The sequence below is a fragment of the Sinorhizobium sp. KGO-5 genome (assembly GCF_036245905.1).
Lineage (GTDB): Bacteria > Pseudomonadota > Alphaproteobacteria > Rhizobiales > Rhizobiaceae > Sinorhizobium > Sinorhizobium meliloti_A.
In genome coordinates, this window is the sequence record NZ_BDIZ01000011.1 from 54,586 (window position 1) to 74,839 (window position 20,254).

The 20,254-nt window shown below is 62.7% G+C and carries 16 protein-coding genes; 10 read left to right on the forward strand and 6 right to left on the reverse strand.

From position 1 onward, the window contains the following. Positions 1 to 116: 116 nt before the first annotated feature. Entirely contained in the window at positions 117 to 1,244 is a 1,128-nt protein-coding gene (locus BHD07_RS28005; protein ID WP_018095382.1) for an ATP-dependent DNA helicase, read from the forward strand. Between the two features lie 264 nt (positions 1,245 to 1,508). On the opposite strand, the gene suhR is transcribed toward BHD07_RS28005, so the two are convergent. Next, complete coding sequence (suhR, locus tag BHD07_RS28010; RefSeq protein WP_338283932.1) at positions 1,509 to 3,410, reverse strand: RpoH suppressor SuhR; 1,902 nt, start codon at positions 3,408 to 3,410, stop codon at positions 1,509 to 1,511. A 388-nt stretch (positions 3,411 to 3,798) separates the two neighbouring features. On the opposite strand from suhR, the gene BHD07_RS28015 reads away from it, so the two are divergent. The 5 genes from BHD07_RS28015 to BHD07_RS28035 are packed head-to-tail and all read left to right on the forward strand — an operon-like array spanning position 3,799 to position 10,810. Continuing rightward, positions 3,799 to 6,873: an ATP-binding protein gene (locus BHD07_RS28015; RefSeq protein ID WP_338283933.1), complete on the forward strand. Its 3,075-nt coding sequence runs from the start codon at positions 3,799 to 3,801 to the stop codon at positions 6,871 to 6,873. Next, the gene (locus tag BHD07_RS28020; protein WP_338283934.1) at positions 6,857 to 8,086 is read left to right on the forward strand and encodes a YcaO-like family protein; all 1,230 of its coding nucleotides are present in this window, start codon (positions 6,857 to 6,859) and stop codon (positions 8,084 to 8,086) included. The genes BHD07_RS28015 and BHD07_RS28020 overlap by 17 nt, the downstream gene beginning before the upstream one ends. A gap of 7 nt (positions 8,087 to 8,093) precedes the next feature. Next, the gene (locus tag BHD07_RS28025; protein WP_338283935.1) at positions 8,094 to 8,876 is read left to right on the forward strand and encodes a TfuA-like protein; all 783 of its coding nucleotides are present in this window, start codon (positions 8,094 to 8,096) and stop codon (positions 8,874 to 8,876) included. A 32-nt stretch (positions 8,877 to 8,908) separates the two neighbouring features. Continuing rightward, positions 8,909 to 10,093: a hypothetical protein gene (locus BHD07_RS28030; protein ID WP_275597695.1), complete on the forward strand. Its 1,185-nt coding sequence runs from the start codon at positions 8,909 to 8,911 to the stop codon at positions 10,091 to 10,093. A gap of 21 nt (positions 10,094 to 10,114) precedes the next feature. Continuing rightward, positions 10,115 to 10,810 (forward strand): hypothetical protein, encoded by a 696-nt coding sequence (locus BHD07_RS28035; RefSeq protein WP_338283936.1) that lies wholly within the window; start codon positions 10,115 to 10,117, stop codon positions 10,808 to 10,810. Positions 10,811 to 10,838: 28 nt separating this feature from the next. Here BHD07_RS28035 and BHD07_RS28040 read toward each other — a convergent pair whose 3' ends face one another. From BHD07_RS28040 to BHD07_RS28055, 4 genes are all read right to left on the reverse strand, one after another. Beyond that, complete coding sequence (locus BHD07_RS28040) at positions 10,839 to 11,192, reverse strand: EF-hand domain-containing protein (RefSeq protein ID WP_100671634.1); 354 nt, start codon at positions 11,190 to 11,192, stop codon at positions 10,839 to 10,841. Between the two features lie 17 nt (positions 11,193 to 11,209). Further along, positions 11,210 to 11,449 carry a glycine zipper 2TM domain-containing protein gene (locus BHD07_RS28045; protein WP_018095373.1) on the reverse strand — a complete coding sequence of 80 codons (240 nt, stop codon included), beginning with the start codon at positions 11,447 to 11,449 and terminating at the stop codon, positions 11,210 to 11,212. Positions 11,450 to 11,778: 329 nt separating this feature from the next. After that, positions 11,779 to 12,885: a hypothetical protein gene (locus tag BHD07_RS28050; RefSeq protein WP_338283937.1), complete on the reverse strand. Its 1,107-nt coding sequence runs from the start codon at positions 12,883 to 12,885 to the stop codon at positions 11,779 to 11,781. Between the two features lie 221 nt (positions 12,886 to 13,106). Continuing rightward, positions 13,107 to 13,808, reverse strand: a complete 702-nt coding sequence (locus BHD07_RS28055) for a DUF899 family protein (protein ID WP_100671632.1) — start codon at positions 13,806 to 13,808, stop codon at positions 13,107 to 13,109. Between the two features lie 204 nt (positions 13,809 to 14,012). Here BHD07_RS28055 and BHD07_RS28060 point away from each other — a divergent pair, with 204 nt between their 5' ends. The 4 genes from BHD07_RS28060 to BHD07_RS28075 all read left to right on the forward strand — a co-directional run bounded on the left by BHD07_RS28060 (position 14,013) and on the right by BHD07_RS28075 (position 19,160). Beyond that, positions 14,013 to 14,765 carry a pyridoxine 5'-phosphate synthase gene (locus BHD07_RS28060; RefSeq protein WP_275597697.1) on the forward strand — a complete coding sequence of 251 codons (753 nt, stop codon included), beginning with the start codon at positions 14,013 to 14,015 and terminating at the stop codon, positions 14,763 to 14,765. 243 nt (positions 14,766 to 15,008) lie between these two features. After that, the gene (locus tag BHD07_RS28065) at positions 15,009 to 17,024 is read left to right on the forward strand and encodes an acyltransferase family protein (RefSeq protein ID WP_275597698.1); all 2,016 of its coding nucleotides are present in this window, start codon (positions 15,009 to 15,011) and stop codon (positions 17,022 to 17,024) included. A 107-nt stretch (positions 17,025 to 17,131) separates the two neighbouring features. Next, positions 17,132 to 18,550 (forward strand): aminotransferase-like domain-containing protein, encoded by a 1,419-nt coding sequence (locus tag BHD07_RS28070; RefSeq protein ID WP_338283938.1) that lies wholly within the window; start codon positions 17,132 to 17,134, stop codon positions 18,548 to 18,550. A 187-nt stretch (positions 18,551 to 18,737) separates the two neighbouring features. Next, a complete protein-coding gene (locus BHD07_RS28075) occupies positions 18,738 to 19,160 on the forward strand; it encodes a DUF983 domain-containing protein (RefSeq protein ID WP_275597699.1) in 423 nt (140 codons plus the stop codon). Between the two features lie 118 nt (positions 19,161 to 19,278). On the opposite strand, the gene BHD07_RS28080 is transcribed toward BHD07_RS28075, so the two are convergent. Then, complete coding sequence (locus BHD07_RS28080; RefSeq protein ID WP_338283939.1) at positions 19,279 to 20,166, reverse strand: SDR family oxidoreductase; 888 nt, start codon at positions 20,164 to 20,166, stop codon at positions 19,279 to 19,281. Positions 20,167 to 20,254 lie beyond the last annotated feature (88 nt).

Here is a 20,254-nt window from a genome sequence, read left to right on the forward strand (position 1 = left end):
ACAAAGTCGTGGATTGCTGACGTGATGGCCCCGCGCAGCAGCACCGCACGAGCTTCGTCGGCTGGCCGGCCAAATCCGCACTTGCGCCGGGCGGCCGAATCCTGACACTCAAGGTCATGCAGTTCGCTCCGCAACAGGATGAGGCCCTGAAGGCCGTTTCGCAATGGTTGAAGGGAGGCCGATCGCAGCTCTTCCGGCTGTTCGGCTATGCCGGCACCGGCAAGACGACGCTCGCCCGCCATTTTGCAGAAAATGTCGATGGCGAGGTGGTGTTCGCCGCCTTCACCGGCAAGGCTGCCCAGGTGCTGCGCTCCAAGGGGGCCACGAACGCCAAGACGATCCACTCGCTGATCTACCGACCGCGCGGCGAGGAGGAAGTGGAGGACGAGGAGACCGGCAAGACCTCGATTGCGCCGATGTTCGCGATCAACCGCCAGAGCCCGGTCGCGAAAGCGGCGCTGATCATCGTCGACGAATGCTCGATGGTGGACGAGGCGCTCGGCAAGGATCTGATGAGTTTCGGCACGCCGATCCTCGTTCTCGGCGATCCCGGACAATTGCCGCCGGTTTCCGGCGGCGGCTACTTCACCAATCACGAACCGGATTTTCTTCTGACGGATATCCATCGCCAGGCGAGGGACAACCCTATCATCCAGCTCGCCATGCAGGTGCGCGAGGGCAAGGAGATCATGCACGGCGACTACGGCACCGCCCAGGTCATCTCCAAGGGGCAGGTGACACAGCCTATGGTGCTGGAAGCCGATCAGGTATTGGTTGGGACCAACAGGACACGGCGGCGCTACAACCAGCGGCTTCGCGAACTGAAGGGCTTTACCAGCGAATATCCGCAGTCCGGCGACAAGCTCGTGTGCCTTCGCAACGATCCGGCCAAGGGGCTGCTCAACGGTTCGCTCTGGCAGGTGATGAGTTCGTCAAAGGAGACGGTCAAGCCGGGGATCAACCTGATGATCCGCCCGGAAGACGACGACATGGATCGCGGCGCCGCCAAGATCAAGCTCCTGAAGGCGGCTTTCGAGGACGTCGAGGGCGAAATCCCCTGGTCCACGCGCAAGCGTTACGACGAGTTCGATTACGGCTACGCGCTGACCGTGCACAAGGCCCAGGGCTCGCAATGGAACAACGTCGTGCTTTTCGATGAGAGCTGGGCTTTCCGCGATACGCGCGAACGCTGGCTCTACACGGCGATCACACGCGCGGCCGAGCGGTTGACGATAGTCCGGTGAAGTCTCGGCCTTCCTTATGCCTCCAGCGGTTTGCCCTTCGCCTTAAACCCTCTCCGTTTTTGACGGGGAGAGGAGACCTGCCCCGCAAATCGCCGGCAGTCTGTTGGCATGGACGCATGTAGCCAGTCCTTCGCACCGCTTGCCGGGAGCAGGTGCTGCCGGCAGGCGGATGAGGGACTGTCACGCGCTCCTGACCTCGGCGCATCCGATAACGCGCGATGCTGTAGCGGAAATTGTAGTTTCAAACTTTCGGTCGTTCACCCTTTAATAAGTCGGTGCTATCTGTAATTGTGGCAGCGGCCGCGGCGCCGTCTTCGTCAGGTCGGGGCCTTCACCGCTCCATTTCTCTCCCTCGCCGATCAGCTTTTCGAGAAGCTGCGCCGCCTCTTCGCGCTCCGCCTTGCTTGCAAACCGGTATGAGGGAGGCTTCGACGTAGGGTCGCGGGCGAGAGCGTAGGCGGTCTCGTAGCCGGGGATCTTCGGTTGATAAGCGTCGCTCGCGGCAATATCGATTGTATAGCGCTGGAGTGCCGAGGCGAGATTGCGCCAGCGGATCCAGTAATGGTTCTCGAAGGAGAACCGGGCGAATGCCTCGCCGGCGGCCGTGCCTTTTTTCGAGACGGTCGCGAGGACCTCTTTCGACATGGCGAGGTTCAGGCCACCTTCCTGTGGGCTCAACGAGACATGGACGATGCGTTCGCGATGCCCGGGCGCGCGCGACTGGAGGAGATCGCGCCAGTTCTGCATGGTCGCGACGATCGCGAAAACGAAGGCGCAGAGTTCGTGAACTGCCGACTTGTGTGCAATCGGCTGATAGTGCCGCTGCCATCCTTGCCGGTTGTTCTCCGGCAGAAAGACCTCCGGCCGCGAGCCGGTATCGGAGGTTCCCGGATAAACGAGATTGATGGCGAAGGTGGGCCATCGCGGCAGCGCCCGGTCGAAGAGGTGGATCGGGAAGTTGCTGCTGATGCCGCCGTCGGAGAACCAGCAGATCCGGAACGCGGCGGGCCTGGCCCTGCGCTTCTTGCCGCCGGTGGTCAGCGCTTCCGTGCTGTCCAATACGGTCTTCTGTTCGTCCTCGTCCGAAGTCGTATCTTCAGCTTCGTTTTCTCCGTCGGATTCCGGCGGGCTTTCGCGGCGGGCCGGCTCATGCAGCGGCACGGCGCTGATCAGGAGGGGGAAGCTGAGGCTCATGCGCGTTGCGACGAGCACCGGCATGTCGGCGCCATGCGGTAGCAGATAGTAATCCTCACCCGCCACGGTGACCGGCTCCCCGGCCTTCTCTACCATCCAGTCGACGACGATCTTCGGAAAAAGCGCTTCGAATTCCGTGCGCCTGAACCAGAAAAGCGCGCTTTCGAACGGCAGGCTGCGCGGTTCCTGGTGCGATATGCCGGTCGTGATCATCTTCAGGGTGACGGCCCGGTCGGAGCCGGGTTCGCCGGGGTAGCGCTCCGCCGTCCAAAGATCGCCGAAGGTGAGGGGCTGGCCCGAAGCCTTGCCGGACAGTGCCTGCAGGGTTTCGTGGAGCCAATCGGTCAAGACCATCTTTCCTGGGCGGGCGGGCTGATCCGGTGCCGTGCCGGTACAGAGGCCCATCAGATTGCGGCGCAGGACACGAGAGATCCGCAATACCGAGAACACCGCCCCTCCCAGATAGGCGCAGACAGCAGCCGGTAGAGCCGCCGCTATCATGCCGGTTTGCCCCCCGACAGCATAGGCAAGACCCGTGAGTGCCGCGAGCAGGAGCAGCGTTTCGACGGGTGCGATGAGCACGACGCTTCCAAGAAGCGCAAGGCCTTTGCGAGGAACGCCGGCGTTGCCGGCGAGTGTGACGAGCAAACGGAATGCCTGACCTGCGCCGGCCGCAGGCTGGAGGAGGCCGTTGATGAAGCCGGGAGAGGCGAGGTTCGACGATGCCTTCGCAAGGCCTTCGAAACCGACGTGCTCCTCTGGTTGAGCGATCGCCGCCTTCATCTGCTTCCGCCGGTCTCCGACCGCGGCCGCCGCACAAGCCGCAGCTGCGATCGCCCCGGCCGACGTGCCGCCGATATTCTTGAACCGGTACTCCCGCGCAAGCGCCAGAGCGGCATTCGGGTAGACGATACCGCTGGTGATGCCGCCCTTCATGACGAGATCGCAGTATTTCGCGGGAGTGCGTGCCATCGATCGTCTCCTGATGCAGATGTGACGAAAAACCATCCTCCAGGCGCCGGGTGCCTGCGCCGCCTCTCTTGCAAGGTTGCGCTCAAACCGTGCGGCAATCCAGTAGCGCCTGCGGTTCCGGCGTGGGTTGCAGCACAAGAAGGCGCGTCTTAACGCTCATCGAAGGGGAAAGGTTGCCCGGCTGCGCGTTTTGCAACTGCCCGCCGATTGACATTGCCCTGACGGGCAATCAGCCTTCCCCGAGTCGGTCCCGACACCGCGTGCAGTCAGGGGTGATATTTTCCGCACTCAGGTCGGGATCACGTCGGAAAAATGCGAGACAGACAGGTCGCCCTTAGGCAGCGCCGCGTATCTGAGCGGACCTGGCAGGCGAATGCGGGAGTGGTGCATGCTGCGCGAGAGCCGGACCAAAACACCACGAGGAGCGGCCGAGCGTGGGAAGCGCCCGGGCGGCTCTTCCGTGCGTGGCGGCGAGCGGCGTATCGTCACGGCGCTTTGCTATGACCTGGTCGGGTCGACCGATCTGATGCACGTGATGGATATCGAGGACTATCAGGAACTGATGTCGGCCTTTCAGCTTGCTTCCAAACAAGCGATCGCATCGCATTCCGGCGTGATGCAGCATGAGGCCGGCGACGGCGGTGTTGCGCTCTTCCCGATCGAACTCGAGGCGAAGGACGCCGCCTCGCTCGCAATCCGCGCTGGGCTCGGGATCGTAGAGGCCTGCAAGCGCGTCGGCCGCGAGGCGGGGCAGGACGATCTCCAGGTCCGCGTGGGCATCGCCACGTCGGTAGCCCTCGTTCGCGAAGGATCCCGCGAAGGCTGGACTCGGGAACCGGTCACAGGCGCGGCGCTTGCCATGGCTGCCCGGCTGCAGGCCATCACGGCCCCGAACAGCGTTCTGGTCTGCGAGGAGACACGTCACCTTGCCGGCAGATCCCATGCCTTCGTGTTTCAGGGCAGCAAGGAGCTCAAGGGCTTTGCGGCGCCCGAGAAAGTCTGGCGCGCGCTCGGTCATAAATTGGGAGTGGACCGCTTCTATGCCTTCGGACGGATGGGCGGGCCCCTTATCAACCGCGAGAACGAACTGAATACCATCGGACAACTTTGGGATGGCGTTCTTGCGGGACAAGGCTCCGTGGTCCTGATCCAGGGGGACGCCGGCATCGGCAAATCGCGTCTTCTCAGGGAAATTCGCAGGCGGACGCGCGCCAAGCGTTCCAAGCTTCTCTTCTTCCAGTGCCTGCCCGGCGGTTTCCGCTCGACACTTCATCCTCTCTTGAACAATCTCCCCGAGGCGGTGTCGGCGAGCGGAGGGCAGATGGGTCCGACGGCCGCTGCGGTGGCGGCGCTGTTCGAACGCAACGGTATCAGGGACGCCGAGGTCGTCGATGTCTTCTCCTACCTGCTCGGGGCGCAGGGCAGCCGTCTGCAGTCGAACGAAGATCCGAAGGCGATCCGCGAGAAGGCTCATCGCGCCATGCTCCGTGCATTGGAAGCCGTGTGCCGACGCGGGCCGGTGGTGGTGGCTGTCGAGGACGTCCACTGGATCGATCCGACATCCCGTGACCTGCTTGGCGAAGCTGCGAGGATCATTGCAAAATTCCCCGTCTTGCTCGTTACGACGTCGCGTCCTTCCTATGCTTCGGAATGGCTCGACGCCGCCAACCCGACGCGGCTTGCGTTGCGGCCACTTGATTCGGATGAAACCAGGCTGGCGATAAAGGCAAAATGGCCGGAGCACCGCCTGGCGCTGCTTCCCGATCTCTTCGATGCGACCGAACGGATATCCGGTGGCGTTCCGCTCTTCATCGAGGAGATCTGTCAATGGGTGTCGCAAAATGTCGAGCCCGACACGATGCGCCTGTCGGAGAGCGCCAACCCGTCGCATGTGTCGGCGTTCGAGTCGATACTGGAATCCCGCCTGCAGCAGCTCGGCACGGCCAGGGAGGTCGCGCGCGCGGCGGCAGTCGCCGGCACGCAGGTGACCTTGCCGCTGCTTCGGGCTCTGTTACCCGATTTCGGCAAGAGCGCGCTTGCGAACGCGGCCGATACTCTCTGCGAGACGGGATTCCTGACGCGGATAAGGGTGCCGGGGCGCACCGCCTACGGCTTCCGGCATACGCTGATCCAGGAGACGATCTACAATGCCGTGCTGCGCAAGCAGCGGCAGGTGCTGCATCGGCGGCTCTTCACAGCGGTCGACCAAAATCGTGGCATGGCGGCCTGGATCGATACCGGCGCGCTTGCCGAGCATGCGGAAAGGGCGGGGCTTGTCGAAGAGGCCGTTTCCTTGTTCATCGCCGCAGGGAAGGAGAGTTCGAGCCGGTCCGCAATGATAGAGGCGAGGCAATTTCTGGAACATGCCCTGGATCTTTGCGGCCAATTGAGCGAGAGCGACACAGCCGAACCTCTGAAGCTTTCGGCGTTGACGGCCCTCGGTCCGATTTTGCTAGGAACGGTCGGCCTGAGTTCCGACCCCGCGCGAAGGCTTTATGAGGACGCGGTGGAGATCGCCCGGCGACGACCGATGTCCGAGCAGTCCCAATGGTTTCCGATATATTGGGGTTGGTGGCTTACCGGACAGGACTTCCGTATCATGCACGACCGTGCCCTGGAGGTGCGGTCGATGCTGTCGAAGGCCAACGAACCGGAAATCCAGCTCCAGGTCAACCACTGCATTTGGGCGATCGATTTCAATCTCGGCCGCCATCGGGAAACGCAGGAGGCGATCAAGGCCGGCCTGGCGCTCTATGACGAGAAGCGCGCCAAAGAGAGCCGAACGGAATTCGGCGGGCATGATGCGAAGGTTTGCGGCCTCGGCCAACTCGCGCTCTCCCTATGGCTCACGGGGCGCACGAAAGCCTCGGACGCGGCGCTATCGAGAATGATCGCTTTCACGGACCGGATAGCGCATGCCCACAGCAAGGCACACTCCCTGGATACCGAAGCGGTGTCTGCTTTTTACCGGGACGATTTCGAAAGGCTCGTCGAGGTTTCGGCACGAATGGCGGATTTCGCAAAGCGGCACAAGATGCAGTCCCTGTCCGGCCTGTCGATTCTCTTCAGCGGGTGGGCCGAGGCGCACCGCACGAGCCTTGCGAGTGGCCATGCCACCTTTCAAAACGGCCTGGCGCTTCTGCGCGAACTTGGGACGGTGGCGGATCTGCCGATCTATCTCTGCATGCACGCTACCTTGCTGGGTCTCGCCGGCAAGATCGAGCCGGCGATCGACGTCGTTAACGAAGCGATCGGTAGGGGGGAGGAAACCGGCCATGCCTATTGGCTGGCGGAGTTGCACCGATGCCGCGCCATTCTCCGGGCGCGGGCAGGCGAGCGTAAGGATGCCGTCGCCACAGACCTGCGGTGCGCCGTTGAAATCGCGGAAAGCCAAGGGGCGACGGCGCTCATCAGGCGAGCGAGGCATTCGATGCGGGAGTTCGGCATTGCCATCGGGCGTTGAACGAAACGGTGCGAAGTCGAACGAGGGCGCACGCGGCCCCCTCGCTGATCTCTATGCCTCGTTCGTGTCCGCGCGGAAGGCGCCCTTTTCGGATGATCTGGTCGAGGGGAGCCTGGAGCGCTGTCTCGCCGCCCTGCCGCCACTCTGCCGCCGCGCGCGCATCACCCGCCTCGGCGATCTGACGGGGCTCGACCGCATCGGCCTGCCGGTGATGCAGGCTGTCCGCCCCGCCGCGCTTTCAGAGGTCACGTCTCTCGGACGGGGCCTGTCGAGAGCGGAGGCGGCAGTCGGCGCTCTGATGGAATCGCTCGAGCGTTATTTCGCCGAGACCATTCCGGCGGAGCGGACCTTTCTGGCGACGGCCGACCAGCTCGAAATCGCCGACGACCTTTTTGACAACCTCGTGGTTCCGCAGTGGCGCGGGAAATGGCGGCAAAGGACAATTGCGTGGATCGACGGTATCGATGTCGTCGGCGGCTCGGCGCACCCGGTGCCGCTGGAACTTGTGCATACGTGCTACAGCGAACCGCAGCCGTCCCATGACGGCGTCTTTCTGCGAACAACCACCGGGCTTGCCTGCCATACGAGCCCCCATGGTGCTTTCCTGCACGGATTATGGGAATGCCTTGAACGGGACGCCATCGCACGCGCATTCGCAACACACGGCTTCTTCGACCGGTGGCGCATTGCGCCCCACGGACTCGGTGACGGGGTGGATCATATCCGATCGCTCGCGGGCGCTCGCGGGATATCGTTTGCACTGTGGCGCGCTCCGTCGCCGGCGGCTGTTGCCGTCGTCTGGTGTCAGACGGTCGAGGCCGGGTTCGGGGAACCGATCCTTGCGTTGCCGACGGAAGGCTACGCCGCCGGGCCCAGCATCGAAATGGCGGCGGCGAGCGCAATGCTGGAGGCGCTCTCGGCAAGGGCAGGGGCGATCTCCGGCGCCCGTGACGACCAGACGAGGGAACATTACCGCAGGAGCACCGATGCCGCGGTGGCGAAGGCCCGCGAGCTCGTCCTCGCCGATGCGGCGGCCAAGCCGGCAGAGCCGACGCCCGCGGCGACTCCGGATCCCGGTACATTGGTAGACCGGGTGGTCGAAGCCGGTCTTGGACCTGTGCTGGCCATTCCCGTGGGCGCCGCCGAGGAGGCGGGTGTCCATTGCGTGCGAACGGTTCTTCCCGGAGCCTCTCCCTTTTTCGTCCTGCGATGAGTGTGCGATGGCCGGCCGAGGCGACAATCCGATCCTAGTGTTTCTCGGTCCGACGCTGCGTCTTGCCGAGGCGGAGAAAATCCTCGACGCGATTTATCTGCAGCCGGCCGCCCAGGGGGATGTCCTGCTTGCGGCACATGCCTTTCGACCGCGGGCCATGATTTTGATCGACGGCCAGTTCGAAGACAGACCGGCTGTCCGGCACAAGGAAATTCTCTGGGCCATGGCGCAAGGGATCGTCGTTATCGGCGCCGCCAGCATGGGCGCGCTCCGAGCCGCGGAGCTTGACGCTTTCGGCATGATCGGTCTCGGTCTCGTCTACAGGTGGTATCGTCGCTTCGGACGTGGTCCACTTTCCAACCCTGCCCCCGACGATGCGGTCGCGGTACATTCGGGGCCGCCGGAACTCGGCTTTCCGCCTTTGACGGATGCACTTGTCGACCTGGAGCGAACCTTTTCCGCGTGGTGGCGCCTGGGTGTCGTCAGCCGTTCGGAACGCGAGAGACTTACAACGTTTGCGCGAAATCTGAACTTCCGGGAGCGCTCGCTTTCTGCGGTCTTGCATGCCGCGGGCTGGGCTCAGGAGAGAAGCAAGGAACTGCGGGAGCAGATGATCGGACAGAAGAGGCACGACGCGATCCATGCACTACAGCAAGCGCCAAGCCTTCTGGAGCAGCATCGCGGCACGCAGCAAGATGGCGACTGGATCGCGACAAACACCTTCCTCCGCGACCTGGAAGCAGGCGGCATTGACTCGAATTTGGTGAACACCTATAAATTGAAACCATAATTTAGGCATTTTCATCCGGGGGGCAGTGTGCGATGCGTCTGCTTCGAGACGAAGCCCTCGAGTCCGGCGATTCCCGTCTGGGCACGCGGTTCTGGATTTTCCCTCAGCCACCCTTCATTCCGGGCTATGAAAAACCGGACCGCGTCTGGCTGCCCATACCGAGGGATGAGATCGGCGAAGGCCCGAGCGACGCGACGATGTATGTCGTCGATCCGCTCGATGACAAGGAACCCTACGGCTTCGACCGGCTGCCGCCGTTTCACGGCGCCGCTCGCGCACCGGTGGGACCGGGTCCGGATCGCCATTTCGACAACCTGTCTCCCGACTCCCGGGCGTTCCTGCCTGTGCATGCCTATGCCTGTGTCCACTTCGTTCTCAACATCTGGCAGAGCTATCTGGGCAGACCGGTCCGCTGGTTCTTCGATCAGACCTTTCCGCGGCTGGAGATCGTTGCCTTCGTGAATTGGGACAATGCCCAGGCGGGCTACGGCTTCCTGGAGCTTGGCTGTTCCGACATCGACGGAATAAGGCGGCCCTATGCGCTCAATTTGGACACCATCGCTCACGAGACCGGACATCTCATTCTCCTTTCTGAAACCGGCATTCCGACGGCTGTGTCACATGGAGGCGACTTCTTCGCTTTTTCCGAGGCCTTTTCAGACCTTGTGTCGCTGATCTCGTTCCTGCACTTCGATTCCGCGATCGACAGGCTGCTCAGGCGGACGAAAGGGAACCTCCTTCTCTATAACGAGCTCAACCGCTTCGCCGAGACGAGTCCGGAAACCCAGATCCGTCTCGCCACGAATTTTCGCCGCATGTCAGAGGTCACGCGCGAGGTGCATGACCGCGCACTGCCGTTCGTGGGCGCAATTTTCGACTCGATCGTCGAGCTCTATCATCGCGAGCTTGTGGCACGCGACTGTGCCGACATACGGCTGCTCGATATCGACCTCCGGCATCTGGAGCAGGATGATTTCGACCGGTTCCGTCAGGCAACGGCAGAGGCTTTCCGGATCAAGCCGATGATCTTCGGACTTGCGCTGCGGTCGGCCCGCGACGCGGTTGGGCAGGCGCTGGCAGCCTCGCTGCGGTCGGTCAATCCGGACACCTTGCGGCTGGATCAGGCCGCGGCCGCTGTCGTCGCGGCTGCCGATGGAACGGCCGCCGGAGTTCTGGAGGCGAATTTCGCATGGCGTGAAATCATCAGCTCGAGATAGGGGACAGAAAAGGAGAGGAAGATGAGCAATTGCAGCAGCCATCCCGGGGTGGGCAAAGAGCCGGACGGCCTGTCCAAACCAATCTACGATACCTACAATCCGAGCGAAGTACGTCTCTACGGGCGACCGGCAACGCGAGAAGAGATATTCAAGATCACGGACGAGCAGATCCGGCAAAGAATCAAGTCGTCGCTGCGCGAAACTTCGCTTGGGGACGAAGACCTGAATACGCTGGTGAGAATAGTAAAGGAGGCGGCGATCGGAACGGTCGACAACGACGTTCTCGCCGGTATCTTAAAGCAGCAGATCGTCCTCGCCATTTTCGATGATGAGCTGAAGTTCAGTCAGCTTCCGGTCAGCGTCAACATACCGGCGAAGAATTTCGAAAAGGGCGGCGAACGATACATCAAGAGCATCGGCGTGATATACGGCTATGCCTATGAGGGGCATTGTTACAAGTTGCCGAAGCCGCAGATCATGTATCTGCCGGAAGAGCCGCGGGAGATCCTCGGCGGGGATTGCGGATGCGACTGCGGATATGTTCCCGAACTCGGCTACGCCGTATGGCAGATCGACAAGCTCGAGCGCGTCATTGCGCTGGACGTCCGCTCCGACGACGTGAAGACCCTGGTGCTCGACGAGAACATGCCCGGCAGCCGGTCGCCCATGGCCTATGCGCAGGTCATGGCGCTGGCTCCGCAACGGCATCGCGACTGAGCATCCTTGGCCGAGCGGCGGCGCTGCCCTATTGGAGGCTGCCGTCGCCGCTTCTGTCGGCTGATTTGAAGTCGGCCATGACCCTGTTGAGGAACTCGGTTCGGCTGAGCTTCCCGTCGCGATCGGCGTCGGTCGCGGCAAATTGCTGCGCGTTCAGAACCTGCGCCACTTCTTCCGAGCGCAGGCTTCCGTCCTTGTTCCTGTCCAGGTTCGCGAAGGCCGAGGCCATGAAGGCCTGGTATTCCGGCCGGTCGACGGCGCCGTTCCCGTCACGGTCGAGACGATTCATCTGACCCTGGTTCATGGCCAGCGGCTGATCCTGCGCCGCTGCTGCAATCACCTGGCAAAGCGCGAACACCGCCACGAGGACTGGTCTCTTCATCACCCCGTTCCTTTGGGTCAGGTGCAGGTCAGGGCGCTGCCCGCCGCGCTGCCGAGTACGGCACCGCCGCCCACGGCCCAGAGTTGTCCGGTTCCCGATCCGATGGTCGCGCCGGCCAGACCACCGACGACCGCGCCACCGACGGTGCCTGCGATGCAGCCGAACTCACCGGTCCGCCCCCCGGTCATCGAGGCGGTTTGGCAGCCGGACAAGGCGAAGCAGGCTGCGAGAGCGAGAGCGATCGTGCAATTCTTCATTTCTTCCTCCAAGCATTTCGCCCGTATCAAGTACAGATCGTAGGAGGCGCCATCGAGTGGCGTCGAATGGAAAAGGGCTTCCGAATAACTCCTTCCTAAGAAGAGGGTTCTTCTGTTCCATCGGAAGCTGCCCTTCGGCAGAACACGCGGTCCATCCGGAAAGACGTGCGGACTAACGGCAAATACTACCGCTGCCTATGCGTGAAAACAACTCTCGGGCCAGTTGACCACCGATCACCAATGGCAACATATGATGTGGGCCGTGATTATGCCGGGTCATATTCCCGCTCAGCGGCGTCCCACCGGATGAAGAACGCCCTGTGAAGAGTTCAGTGACCGTTGATCTTGTGCGGACTGCTGACCGAGAGGATGAAGAAGGGCTCGTCGCCCTTGAGCGGCTTTAGTTTCTGCTGACAGTTCCACGCCTCCTGGAAGCTCTCGCGCGTCAGCAGCTTGCGGTATTGAGCGGTCGCCGACATGCATCGCATCAGCGTGCTTTGCAGGCCTTCCAGTGCGGCATGGGCATAGATTTCGCCGTCCAGGGCAAAAAGCTGTGCCGCAAGCGAGGTGCTTTCGTAGAGAATGTCGGCCTCGCTATCGAGCCGGTCCGCTGTAATGAAGTCCTGGCGCAGGGGGATGCCTTCGCCGTCATGGGAAAGCGTGACCCGGATGCCGGCCGCAGGCGCATCATACCAGGTGAGCGCTATGGAGAATGCAAGCGCCTGATTGCCCGAAACCGACGCACGGCCGCCGTCGGACGCGGTTGCCTGCCCGAGCGTTCCGTGACGAAGCGCCGCCTCGCGCAACTGCGCGGCAAACCGTCGGGTGCTCTTGTGCTGCGGGCCGGTCACGCTGATGCTGACAGAGGGAAGGCCCCTGACGGCGGCCATAGGACCATTGACGAGCTTGGCCTCGGCATCGATCTCGAGCGACATTTCCGACGCCGGCAGAGGAACGAAAAGGAGAAGCGGCAGCACCGCGAGCACGGCCCAGGGAGAGGAGAAGGGGGCGGGCTGCCAGGGCGGCCTGCGCCCGGACTGCCGGCTGCGGGCGCCTGCGGTATCGTGACCTGAAGACACAGGCACACTGGACGACCGCCGACGATACTCCGGCACATAGGTCCCCTTCGGCATGGCGATCTGCCATTCTTCGTCTGCGCCGTCCGTTTCGTAAAAGGCCTTTAGCAGCTTGCGCAGCTTGCCGGCATGGACGCGGACAAGCGGATCGCTGTCCGCGTTGAATGTCTGGCTGCGTCCGAAAACATCGATGGCAATCGAATAGCCCTTCAACTGGGCGCCTTCACCGAGGATCTCCTTTTCCACCACATAGGCGAGAAACGCGCGCAGCCGCTCGGAGCGTTGAAAGCCCTTGCTATCGAGAATCCGGGCGAGCGCTCGCCGGATCGTCTCATTGCATGGCCTTTCGGCTGGCGTCATCGATGGCTCCAATAAAAGATGCGGCTCAAATTGTTTTAGAACATAAGCAACCTTAGCCTGATTCGAAACTTAGGCCCAAAGATGGTGGTTGTCAGGCCGCGCGTCAAAAAGTGCGCGTTCTCGGGCTCCGCAGCAGAAATGCGTGGATTGGCGGGCGCGCAAGGCCGTCGCCTGCACGGTCCTCTATGGACGGGCAGGCGAGGGCGCCTAAAACGGCGCGATCACTGGCCGCTGCTATATTCGAGTTTCGGGTACCAGTCGGCACCTCGTCCCTCTGGCGTGGTGTCGAGCAGGGTCCATAACGGGTCGGGATCGGGTGCGCCACGCGGATCCTGGCCCGGATCGGCCATCTCGCCGCTGATCTCCGCACTCCAGAAGTGCCGGATCTTTCCGTCTCTCCGCGTGAAGACGGTATAGCCCGGAACGTCCTCATCCTCAGCACTGACATAGTCTCGGGTGAAGGCGCCGTCGCTATCGGAATAAACCTTCAATTGCGTCCAGCCGCGGGCCTTCTTTGCGGCGAGCAGTCTCTCCACGGGCGAACGGGCGACCATGGCGAGTGCCACGCGTTGCTCGATATCGGGCACCTTGCCCTCCCAGCCGGCCATCAGGGAGGTGCACATGGGGCAGGGTCTTTCGCGCTGCGGCCCGAACATATAGCTGTAGATGATGAGGGTATCCTTGTCGCCGAAGAGATCGGCAAGTGTGACGGTTCCGCTCTCACTCTCGAAACGGTAGGTCTTGGTCACTTCGCCGCCCGGCGGCAATCGCCTGCGCAGCTCCGACACCCGCTCGATGTGGCGCCTCAATTCGATCTCCTCGGCGAGAAGCGCGTTACGCGCCCGGCGGTAGTCGGGACTTTCGTTGGGAAAGCGGGCGCGGTTACGCGCTGCCAGTTCCGTAGCGGTGGTCTGCATCGTCATGATCACTCTCCTCCGGTTGCTGCGGCATCAATCAATCATCGGCGGTAACGTTGATATCAACCTATCTGATCGCTGTCAAAGAGGCGTCCTGTGATGGGGCCGGGCAAAGAGCGATTTCGGTTTCCTGAAAACTGCGGTAGAACAGCAGCGTAGCCATCATTCGGCCCCTCGTTCAATTGGGGCGTTTCGTCCGAAAGTTCCGATATGCCTGCAAAGCTCTCCGTAAATCTCAATGCCATTGCCATGCTGCGCAACCGGCGCGATCTCCCCTGGCCGTCTGTGACCGGCCTCGGCCGCACCGCCTTGCAGGCGGGAGCGAGCGGACTGACCGTCCACCCGCGCCCGGACCAGCGGCATATCCGCTTTTCCGATCTCCAGCCGATCCGCGACCTGATCGACGACGAGTTTCCGGCTGCGGAATTCAACATGGAGGGCTTTCCGAACGAGGCGTTCCTCGAACTGGTCGAGCGGCACGAACCCGAGCAGGTGACATTGGTGCCGGACGATCCGGCACAGGCAACCTCCGATCACGGCTGGGATTTTCGCAAGAGCCATAACCTGCTCGGCAACGTCGTCGGGCGGCTGAAAAAGAGAGGTTTCCGCGTTTCGCTGTTTGCCGACGGCGTTCCCGACCCGGAGGCGCTGAAGCTTGCCAAGGAGACCGGGGCCGACCGTATAGAGCTCTATACCGGACCCTATGGCGGCTGTTACGACGATCCGGAAAAGGCGGAGCGGATCGCGATCGAGCTGGGCCGCACCGCGGAGATCGCGATCGGCCTTGGTCTGGCCGTCAATGCCGGCCACGACCTGACCGTCGCCAACCTGCCATTGCTCGTCAAACACATTCCCGAACTCGCCGAGGTTTCGATCGGACACGGGCTGACGGCCGATGCGCTCGAATACGGAATGGCCGAGACCGTACGACGCTTCCGCCGCTCCTGTGGCGAGACGGCTTAGGGCGACGGATTAGTAGCTCGGCGCGCCTCTTGTTGCGTGTCGCTTTGACGAGGGATTTTCGCGCGTACCTCTTTTGATGTGAAGCTGCGCGCGCCGACTGCGGGCAGCTGAGGCCAAAAAAAGCAACGGATCAACGCAATTGAGTTCAGTTTGGGCTCCACTTGTATTATAGAGGTCACACTACAGCGTTATCGATCAAGTTATTTCGAATAAATTTATTGCAGGTGCTCGAGGATTGCTCAGATGGAGTACCGAAAGGATATTGACGGGCTGCGAGCGATCGCGGTCCTGCCGGTAGTTTTGTATCATGCCGGCATTCCGGGTTTTTCCGGCGGGTTCGTGGGCGTCGATATCTTTTTCGTGATATCGGGGTTCCTGATCACGGGAATACTCCATAAGGATCTTGCCGAAGGTCGCTTTTCGCTTGCTACGTTTTACGAGCGGCGTGCCCGGCGAATATTGCCGGCGCTTTTCGTCGTCGTGGCGACATGCCTTGCTGCCGGTGTGCTTCTCCTTCTGCCGGACATGCTGGTCGGCCTTGCGCGTTCGGCACTGGCGACGATGATGTTCGCCTCGAACGTCTGGTTCTGGTTCTCCACTTCCGACTACTTCGCTCCAAGTGCGGATCTGGAACCCCTGCTTCATACCTGGTCGCTGGCCGTCGAAGAGCAGTTCTACATCGTCCTGCCGCTGCTCCTCTGGTGGCTCTACGGGAGGCCGCGCAGGGCCGTTCTCGGTGCGCTTGTCGGTCTCTGTATCTTCTCCTTCCTGCTTTCCGTCTGGGCGACGGGTCCCTATCCGCAGGAGAGTTTCTATTTTGCTCCGACACGGGCCTGGGAACTTGGGCTCGGTGTGCTGCTGGCGCTCGGCGTGTTTCCGGCCTGCCGGAACGCGTATCTGGTCGAGGCGATCGCGCTGTCGGGGATCGCGGCAATCTTCATCGCCGTCGCGCTCTATAGCGCCGCGACGCCATTTCCAGGCATTGCCGCCGCGCTGCCATGCTTCGGAGCCCTGGCGTTGCTCTGGTCGGGCGAGCAACGGCAGACGGCCGTAGCGCGCATTCTGTCCAGCCCGGTGCCGGTGGCGATCGGCCTTGTCTCCTATTCGCTCTACCTTTGGCACTGGCCGATCATCGTTTATTTTCGTTTGACCCTCGGTACGCTGGACCTTCCTTACGCGCAGGCTTCGCTTGCGATAGGCCTTTCCTTCGCCTGTGCCTTCGCGAGCTGGCGTCTGGTCGAAAGGCCCTTCCGTCGTCGGCCGCCGATTGGAATTTCGCGGCAACGCATTTTCGCCTCCGCGCTCGCCGGCGCTGCCGTCCTCTCGGTCGTTTCAGCAGTCGTAGACCTGCGGGAGGGTTTTCCGGAACGCCTTCCGCAGGATGTCCGACTTGCCTATGCCGGCAGTCGCGATATCGACGCGCGCCGCGGGCGGTGTGACGGCAAGCTGCCTAAGGACGGACTGTGCCGCATCGAAGGCGAAGCAAGTTCGCCCTCGGATCGGAGGAACGACGTGCTCCTATGGGGTGACTCCCATGCAGGGGCGCTTTTGTCGGGCCTCGATTTCCTGATGGACGGCCGGAAACGAGGCGGCGCGGTCGCCTTCAAGGGCGCATGCCCGCCGATCCTCGGCGTGCAACGGGTGGATCAGAAACACAGCGGAGATTGCGTCGCCTTCAACGCGGCCATCATGGCGATGCTGGAACAAAGCGATGATTTTCCGATCGTCGTCCTCAGCGCACGTTGGCCGCTCGCAGCGAACGGTAAACGATATCCCGGGGAGACGGGACGCCCCGCAATCCTCGACCGTCTGGATTTCGAGGAGGCGAGCCTTGGCACCGCCGGAAACTACGCGATTTTCAAGAGCGAGTTTTTGAGGACGGTTCGGGAGATCCGCGACACCGGCCGGCGCGTCGTCATCGTGGATGGGATACCGGAGATCGGCTGGTCTGTTCCGCACGCGTTGGGGCTGCACCGCCTCATCGACGCCGACCTGCCGCCTCCGCCAACGCGGCAGGCGGTCGATGCACGCAGCGCGAAGGCCAATTCGGTCCTGGCCATTGCCGACGAGGACCTGGGCGTACAGCGCGTCAGTGCAGTGCCGCTCCTCTGTAATCCGGTCTGCGCTGTCGAGAAGAACGGCATTCCCCTATATTCCGACGACGACCACCTTAGCGTCTACGGTGCGATGACCATCGTGCCGAGGATGTTCAAGGATCTCATGCCGAGCGACACCAATCGTCGGCTCAGGCCCGGTTAGTCGTATCGCCGGAAAGCCGCGCGCTCCAGCGCTGTCTACCAGGACGATCTTGCGCGCCAAACTCCGTCCATGCAATATCCATACATTGTAAGACTCGAAAGGCTACGATGGACGTGGATCGCGTGGAGGTTTCCTGGATGCCGGCGCTCGGTCAAGCGCGAGGACCGCTGTATCTCGCAATTGCCGACGAGATCGCCGCGGACATCGCGGCGGGTCGACTTGAGGGTGGAGTGCGCCTGCCGCCGCAGCGCGCGCTGGCGGCCGCGCTCGGCATCGACTTTACAACCGTCAGCCGCGCCTACAACGAAGCGCGCCGGCGCGGTTTGGTCGAGGGTCGCGTGGGGCAGGGTACCTACGTCACGGCTCGGCGCCGGAGCGCCGCACGTCCCTCCTCGGGCGGTCTGGCGGGCGGCCTGCTGGGCGGTCTCGTCGACATGAGCATGAACCTGCCGCCGCTCTTCGACGACCCCGCCCTGTCGGAGAGAATGTGGACGGATGTTGCGCCTCTCGACCAGCGTGATCCCGAACTGCTGATGCGCTATCAGCCCGTCGGCGGCACGGAGCGGGACAGGGCTGCCGGTGCAGCCTGGCTCAAGCCGCGGCTCGGCGACCTTCGAGCCGACCGCTTGGTCGTCTGTACAGGAGCGCAAGGGGCTCTGCTTGCGAGCGTCGGGGTGCTGGCGACGAAGGGCGACAGGATCTGCGCCGAGGCGCTCACCTATCCCGGCCTCCGCTCACTGGCGGCGCATATGGGTATCGAGCTCGTGAGCGTCCGGATCGACCGAAACGGGATATTGCCCGACGCGTTCGAGGAGGCGTGCGCCCGGCACAAGCCGAAGGCGCTTTACTGCAATCCGACCCTTCACAATCCCACGACCGCGACGCTTCCGCTCGAGCGCCGCGAGGCGATCGTGGCGATTGCACGCCGTTACGGCGTGTCCGTGATCGAGGACGACGCCTACGGCGCCTTGCCCGCAAACCCCGTTCCGCCACTGGCCGCGCTCGCGCCGGACCTCGTCTTTTATATAGCGGGGCTTGCCAAGTGCCTCTCGCCGGCGCTCCGCATCGCCTATCTCGTCGCGCCCGATCGATCGGCGGCAGTCCGCCTCGAAGGCGCGATCCGAGCGACAGTCGGCATGACGTCACCGCTTTCGGCGGCTATCGCCACGCGCTGGCTGGAGGAAGGAACGGCGCAAGCGGTTCTGGGAGCGATCCGCACGGAAGCCGGCGCGCGCCAGCAGATCGCGATCAAGAGCCTCGAGGACGCCGATCTTCTCACCGATCGCGAGGGGTTTCATCTCTGGCTGAAGCTGCCCCCCCGTTGGAATCGCGGCGAGTTCACGGCGCAGCTGCGAACGGCGGGGATCGGCGTCGTCGCCAGCGATGCCTTCGCGATCTCCGACCCACCGGAAGCCGTCCGGCTCGGTCTGGGGTCTGCGCGGACACGCGATGAACTGCGGCACAGCTTGGAGGTCATCGCCGGTCTCCTCGCTCAGTCGCCGGCGGCCCGAAACCTCATCGTTTAGCGGTGATACTCCCGTGCGAAGGTACTGCGTGGAATTGCCGCGCCCCCGTATGCATACAATTTATTGTTCTTGTATGGTTTGTATGTCATCTTTTGGGGGTCGCCGAAGCGGCCGGTGCCTGGTCGACGGGAACGTCTCGCAGGCTTGCGGGTTTGCCGGGGCATGCAGAAGACTGAAAGGAAGAACGATGTCGGATCATGAGTGGCCGCCTCTGTCGCCGCTGCATACGGGATTACGAGGTCGCTGCCCCCGTTGCGGCCAGGGACATTTGTTCGATGGTTTCCTGAAGCTCAGGCAAGGATGCGAAGTCTGTGGCCTGGACTATTCTTTCGCCGATCCCGCGGACGGTCCTGCTTTCTTCGTCATATGCTTTGCCTGCGTGCCGAGCGTGTTTCTCGGCGTGTGGCTGGAGGTGCAATACAACGCCCCCCTTTGGGTCCATCTCCTGGTCACCGGGCCGTTCATGTTCCTGACCTGTATTCCGCCGTTGAGGCCGTTAAAGGGCTGGTTGGTGGCGAGCCAATATTTCTACAAGGCCGAGGAGGGCAGGGTAGCTCGCCGGGCCGCAGCGTCCGCGCCGCAGAGTTCGAGCGAGACCGCCTTGCGCTGAACGCCGACCTCCACCCTCGATTAGCCGGATCGCAATTCCTACCGGAAAGCTGCGTATTCTTCCTGCTCCCGCTTTAAACGAGGCCCGGCCGTATGCCAGGCCTCCCGCTTCCTCATGATCAGTGGACGAGTGCTGACTTATTCGCCTCCAGAAAGGAGGCGAGGTCGATGGGGGGCCTTCCGGTAAGCCCGGCGGTGTCGTCGGTCACGATGTCGAAATGTCCTTTGCGGGTATTGGCGTCGAAGGAGACGAGGATCGGGACGAAGAAGTCCGGGAGACCCGCATTCTTGAGACCGCCCGACAATGCCTCGTCAGTGACATGGACGACCTCGAGCGTCTTGCCGGTGGCCTTGGCAACAAGGGCGGCGATCTCGCCGGTTGTAAGGGCCTGCGGTCCGGTCAAGGTGTAAGTGCGGCTTTCGGTCGAGCTTGACTGGAGAGCGGAAGCGGCGGCGGCGGCAAGATCACGGCGCCCGATGTGGGAAATACGGCCATCGCCGGCGGAGGAGAACCATTGTCCTGCCGCGAGTGCGTGCGGGAGCGACAGGAGGAGGTTTTCCATGTACCAGGCGTTACGCAGGATCGTGTAGGGAATTCCCGTCGCCTTGATGGCTTCTTCGGTGCCGAGATGATCGGACGCGAAAGGGATCACCGAGGTTTCTGGCAGCGGCATCGACGTATAGAGGATGTGCTTCACCGCCGCCTTCCTGGCCGCTTCGACGGCGGCAAGGTGCTGCTTCAGACGCTTGCCCGGTTCGTCGAGAACATTCGTCGAAATGATGAGTATGCGGTCGGCGCCGGCGAAGGCCCGCTCGAGCGAGGCCGGATCGTCGAAGTCGGCGGCACGGGTCTCGACGCCCTTCGCTGCGTAGTCCGCCAGTTTGGCGATGTCCCGGCTGGTGGCGGTAATATCGGCCGGCTTCGTCTTGCCGGAGGTCAGGAGCGCATCGAGCACGAGTTTGCCGAACTGTCCGGCGGCGCCGGTTACGAGCAGTCTTCCAGACATGTTTTTCCTTTCGTTTCCACTCCAGCGCGTTGTTCAGCATGTCCTGTCGACATGAGCTCATCCCGAAAGCTGGTCTCTTTTTGAGAGT

Coding starts and splice junctions, on each gene's coding strand:
- BHD07_RS28015 (WP_338283933.1), top strand. CDS start 3,799: ATGCTGCGCGAGAGCCGGACCAAAACACCACGAGGAGCGGCCGAGCGT.
- BHD07_RS28025 (WP_338283935.1), top strand. CDS start 8,094: ATGGCCGGCCGAGGCGACAATCCGATCCTAGTGTTTCTCGGTCCGACG.
- BHD07_RS28075 (WP_275597699.1), top strand. CDS start 18,738: ATGTCGGATCATGAGTGGCCGCCTCTGTCGCCGCTGCATACGGGATTA.
- BHD07_RS28065 (WP_275597698.1), top strand. CDS start 15,009: ATGGAGTACCGAAAGGATATTGACGGGCTGCGAGCGATCGCGGTCCTG.
- BHD07_RS28005 (WP_018095382.1), top strand. CDS start 117: ATGCAGTTCGCTCCGCAACAGGATGAGGCCCTGAAGGCCGTTTCGCAA.
- BHD07_RS28050 (WP_338283937.1), bottom strand. CDS start 12,885: ATGACGCCAGCCGAAAGGCCATGCAATGAGACGATCCGGCGAGCGCTC.
- BHD07_RS28035 (WP_338283936.1), top strand. CDS start 10,115: ATGAGCAATTGCAGCAGCCATCCCGGGGTGGGCAAAGAGCCGGACGGC.
- BHD07_RS28040 (WP_100671634.1), bottom strand. CDS start 11,192: ATGAAGAGACCAGTCCTCGTGGCGGTGTTCGCGCTTTGCCAGGTGATT.
- BHD07_RS28080 (WP_338283939.1), bottom strand. CDS start 20,166: ATGTCTGGAAGACTGCTCGTAACCGGCGCCGCCGGACAGTTCGGCAAA.
- BHD07_RS28070 (WP_338283938.1), top strand. CDS start 17,132: ATGGACGTGGATCGCGTGGAGGTTTCCTGGATGCCGGCGCTCGGTCAA.
- BHD07_RS28060 (WP_275597697.1), top strand. CDS start 14,013: ATGCCTGCAAAGCTCTCCGTAAATCTCAATGCCATTGCCATGCTGCGC.
- BHD07_RS28055 (WP_100671632.1), bottom strand. CDS start 13,808: ATGACGATGCAGACCACCGCTACGGAACTGGCAGCGCGTAACCGCGCC.
- BHD07_RS28030 (WP_275597695.1), top strand. CDS start 8,909: ATGCGTCTGCTTCGAGACGAAGCCCTCGAGTCCGGCGATTCCCGTCTG.
- suhR (WP_338283932.1), bottom strand. CDS start 3,410: ATGGCACGCACTCCCGCGAAATACTGCGATCTCGTCATGAAGGGCGGC.
- BHD07_RS28045 (WP_018095373.1), bottom strand. CDS start 11,449: ATGAAGAATTGCACGATCGCTCTCGCTCTCGCAGCCTGCTTCGCCTTG.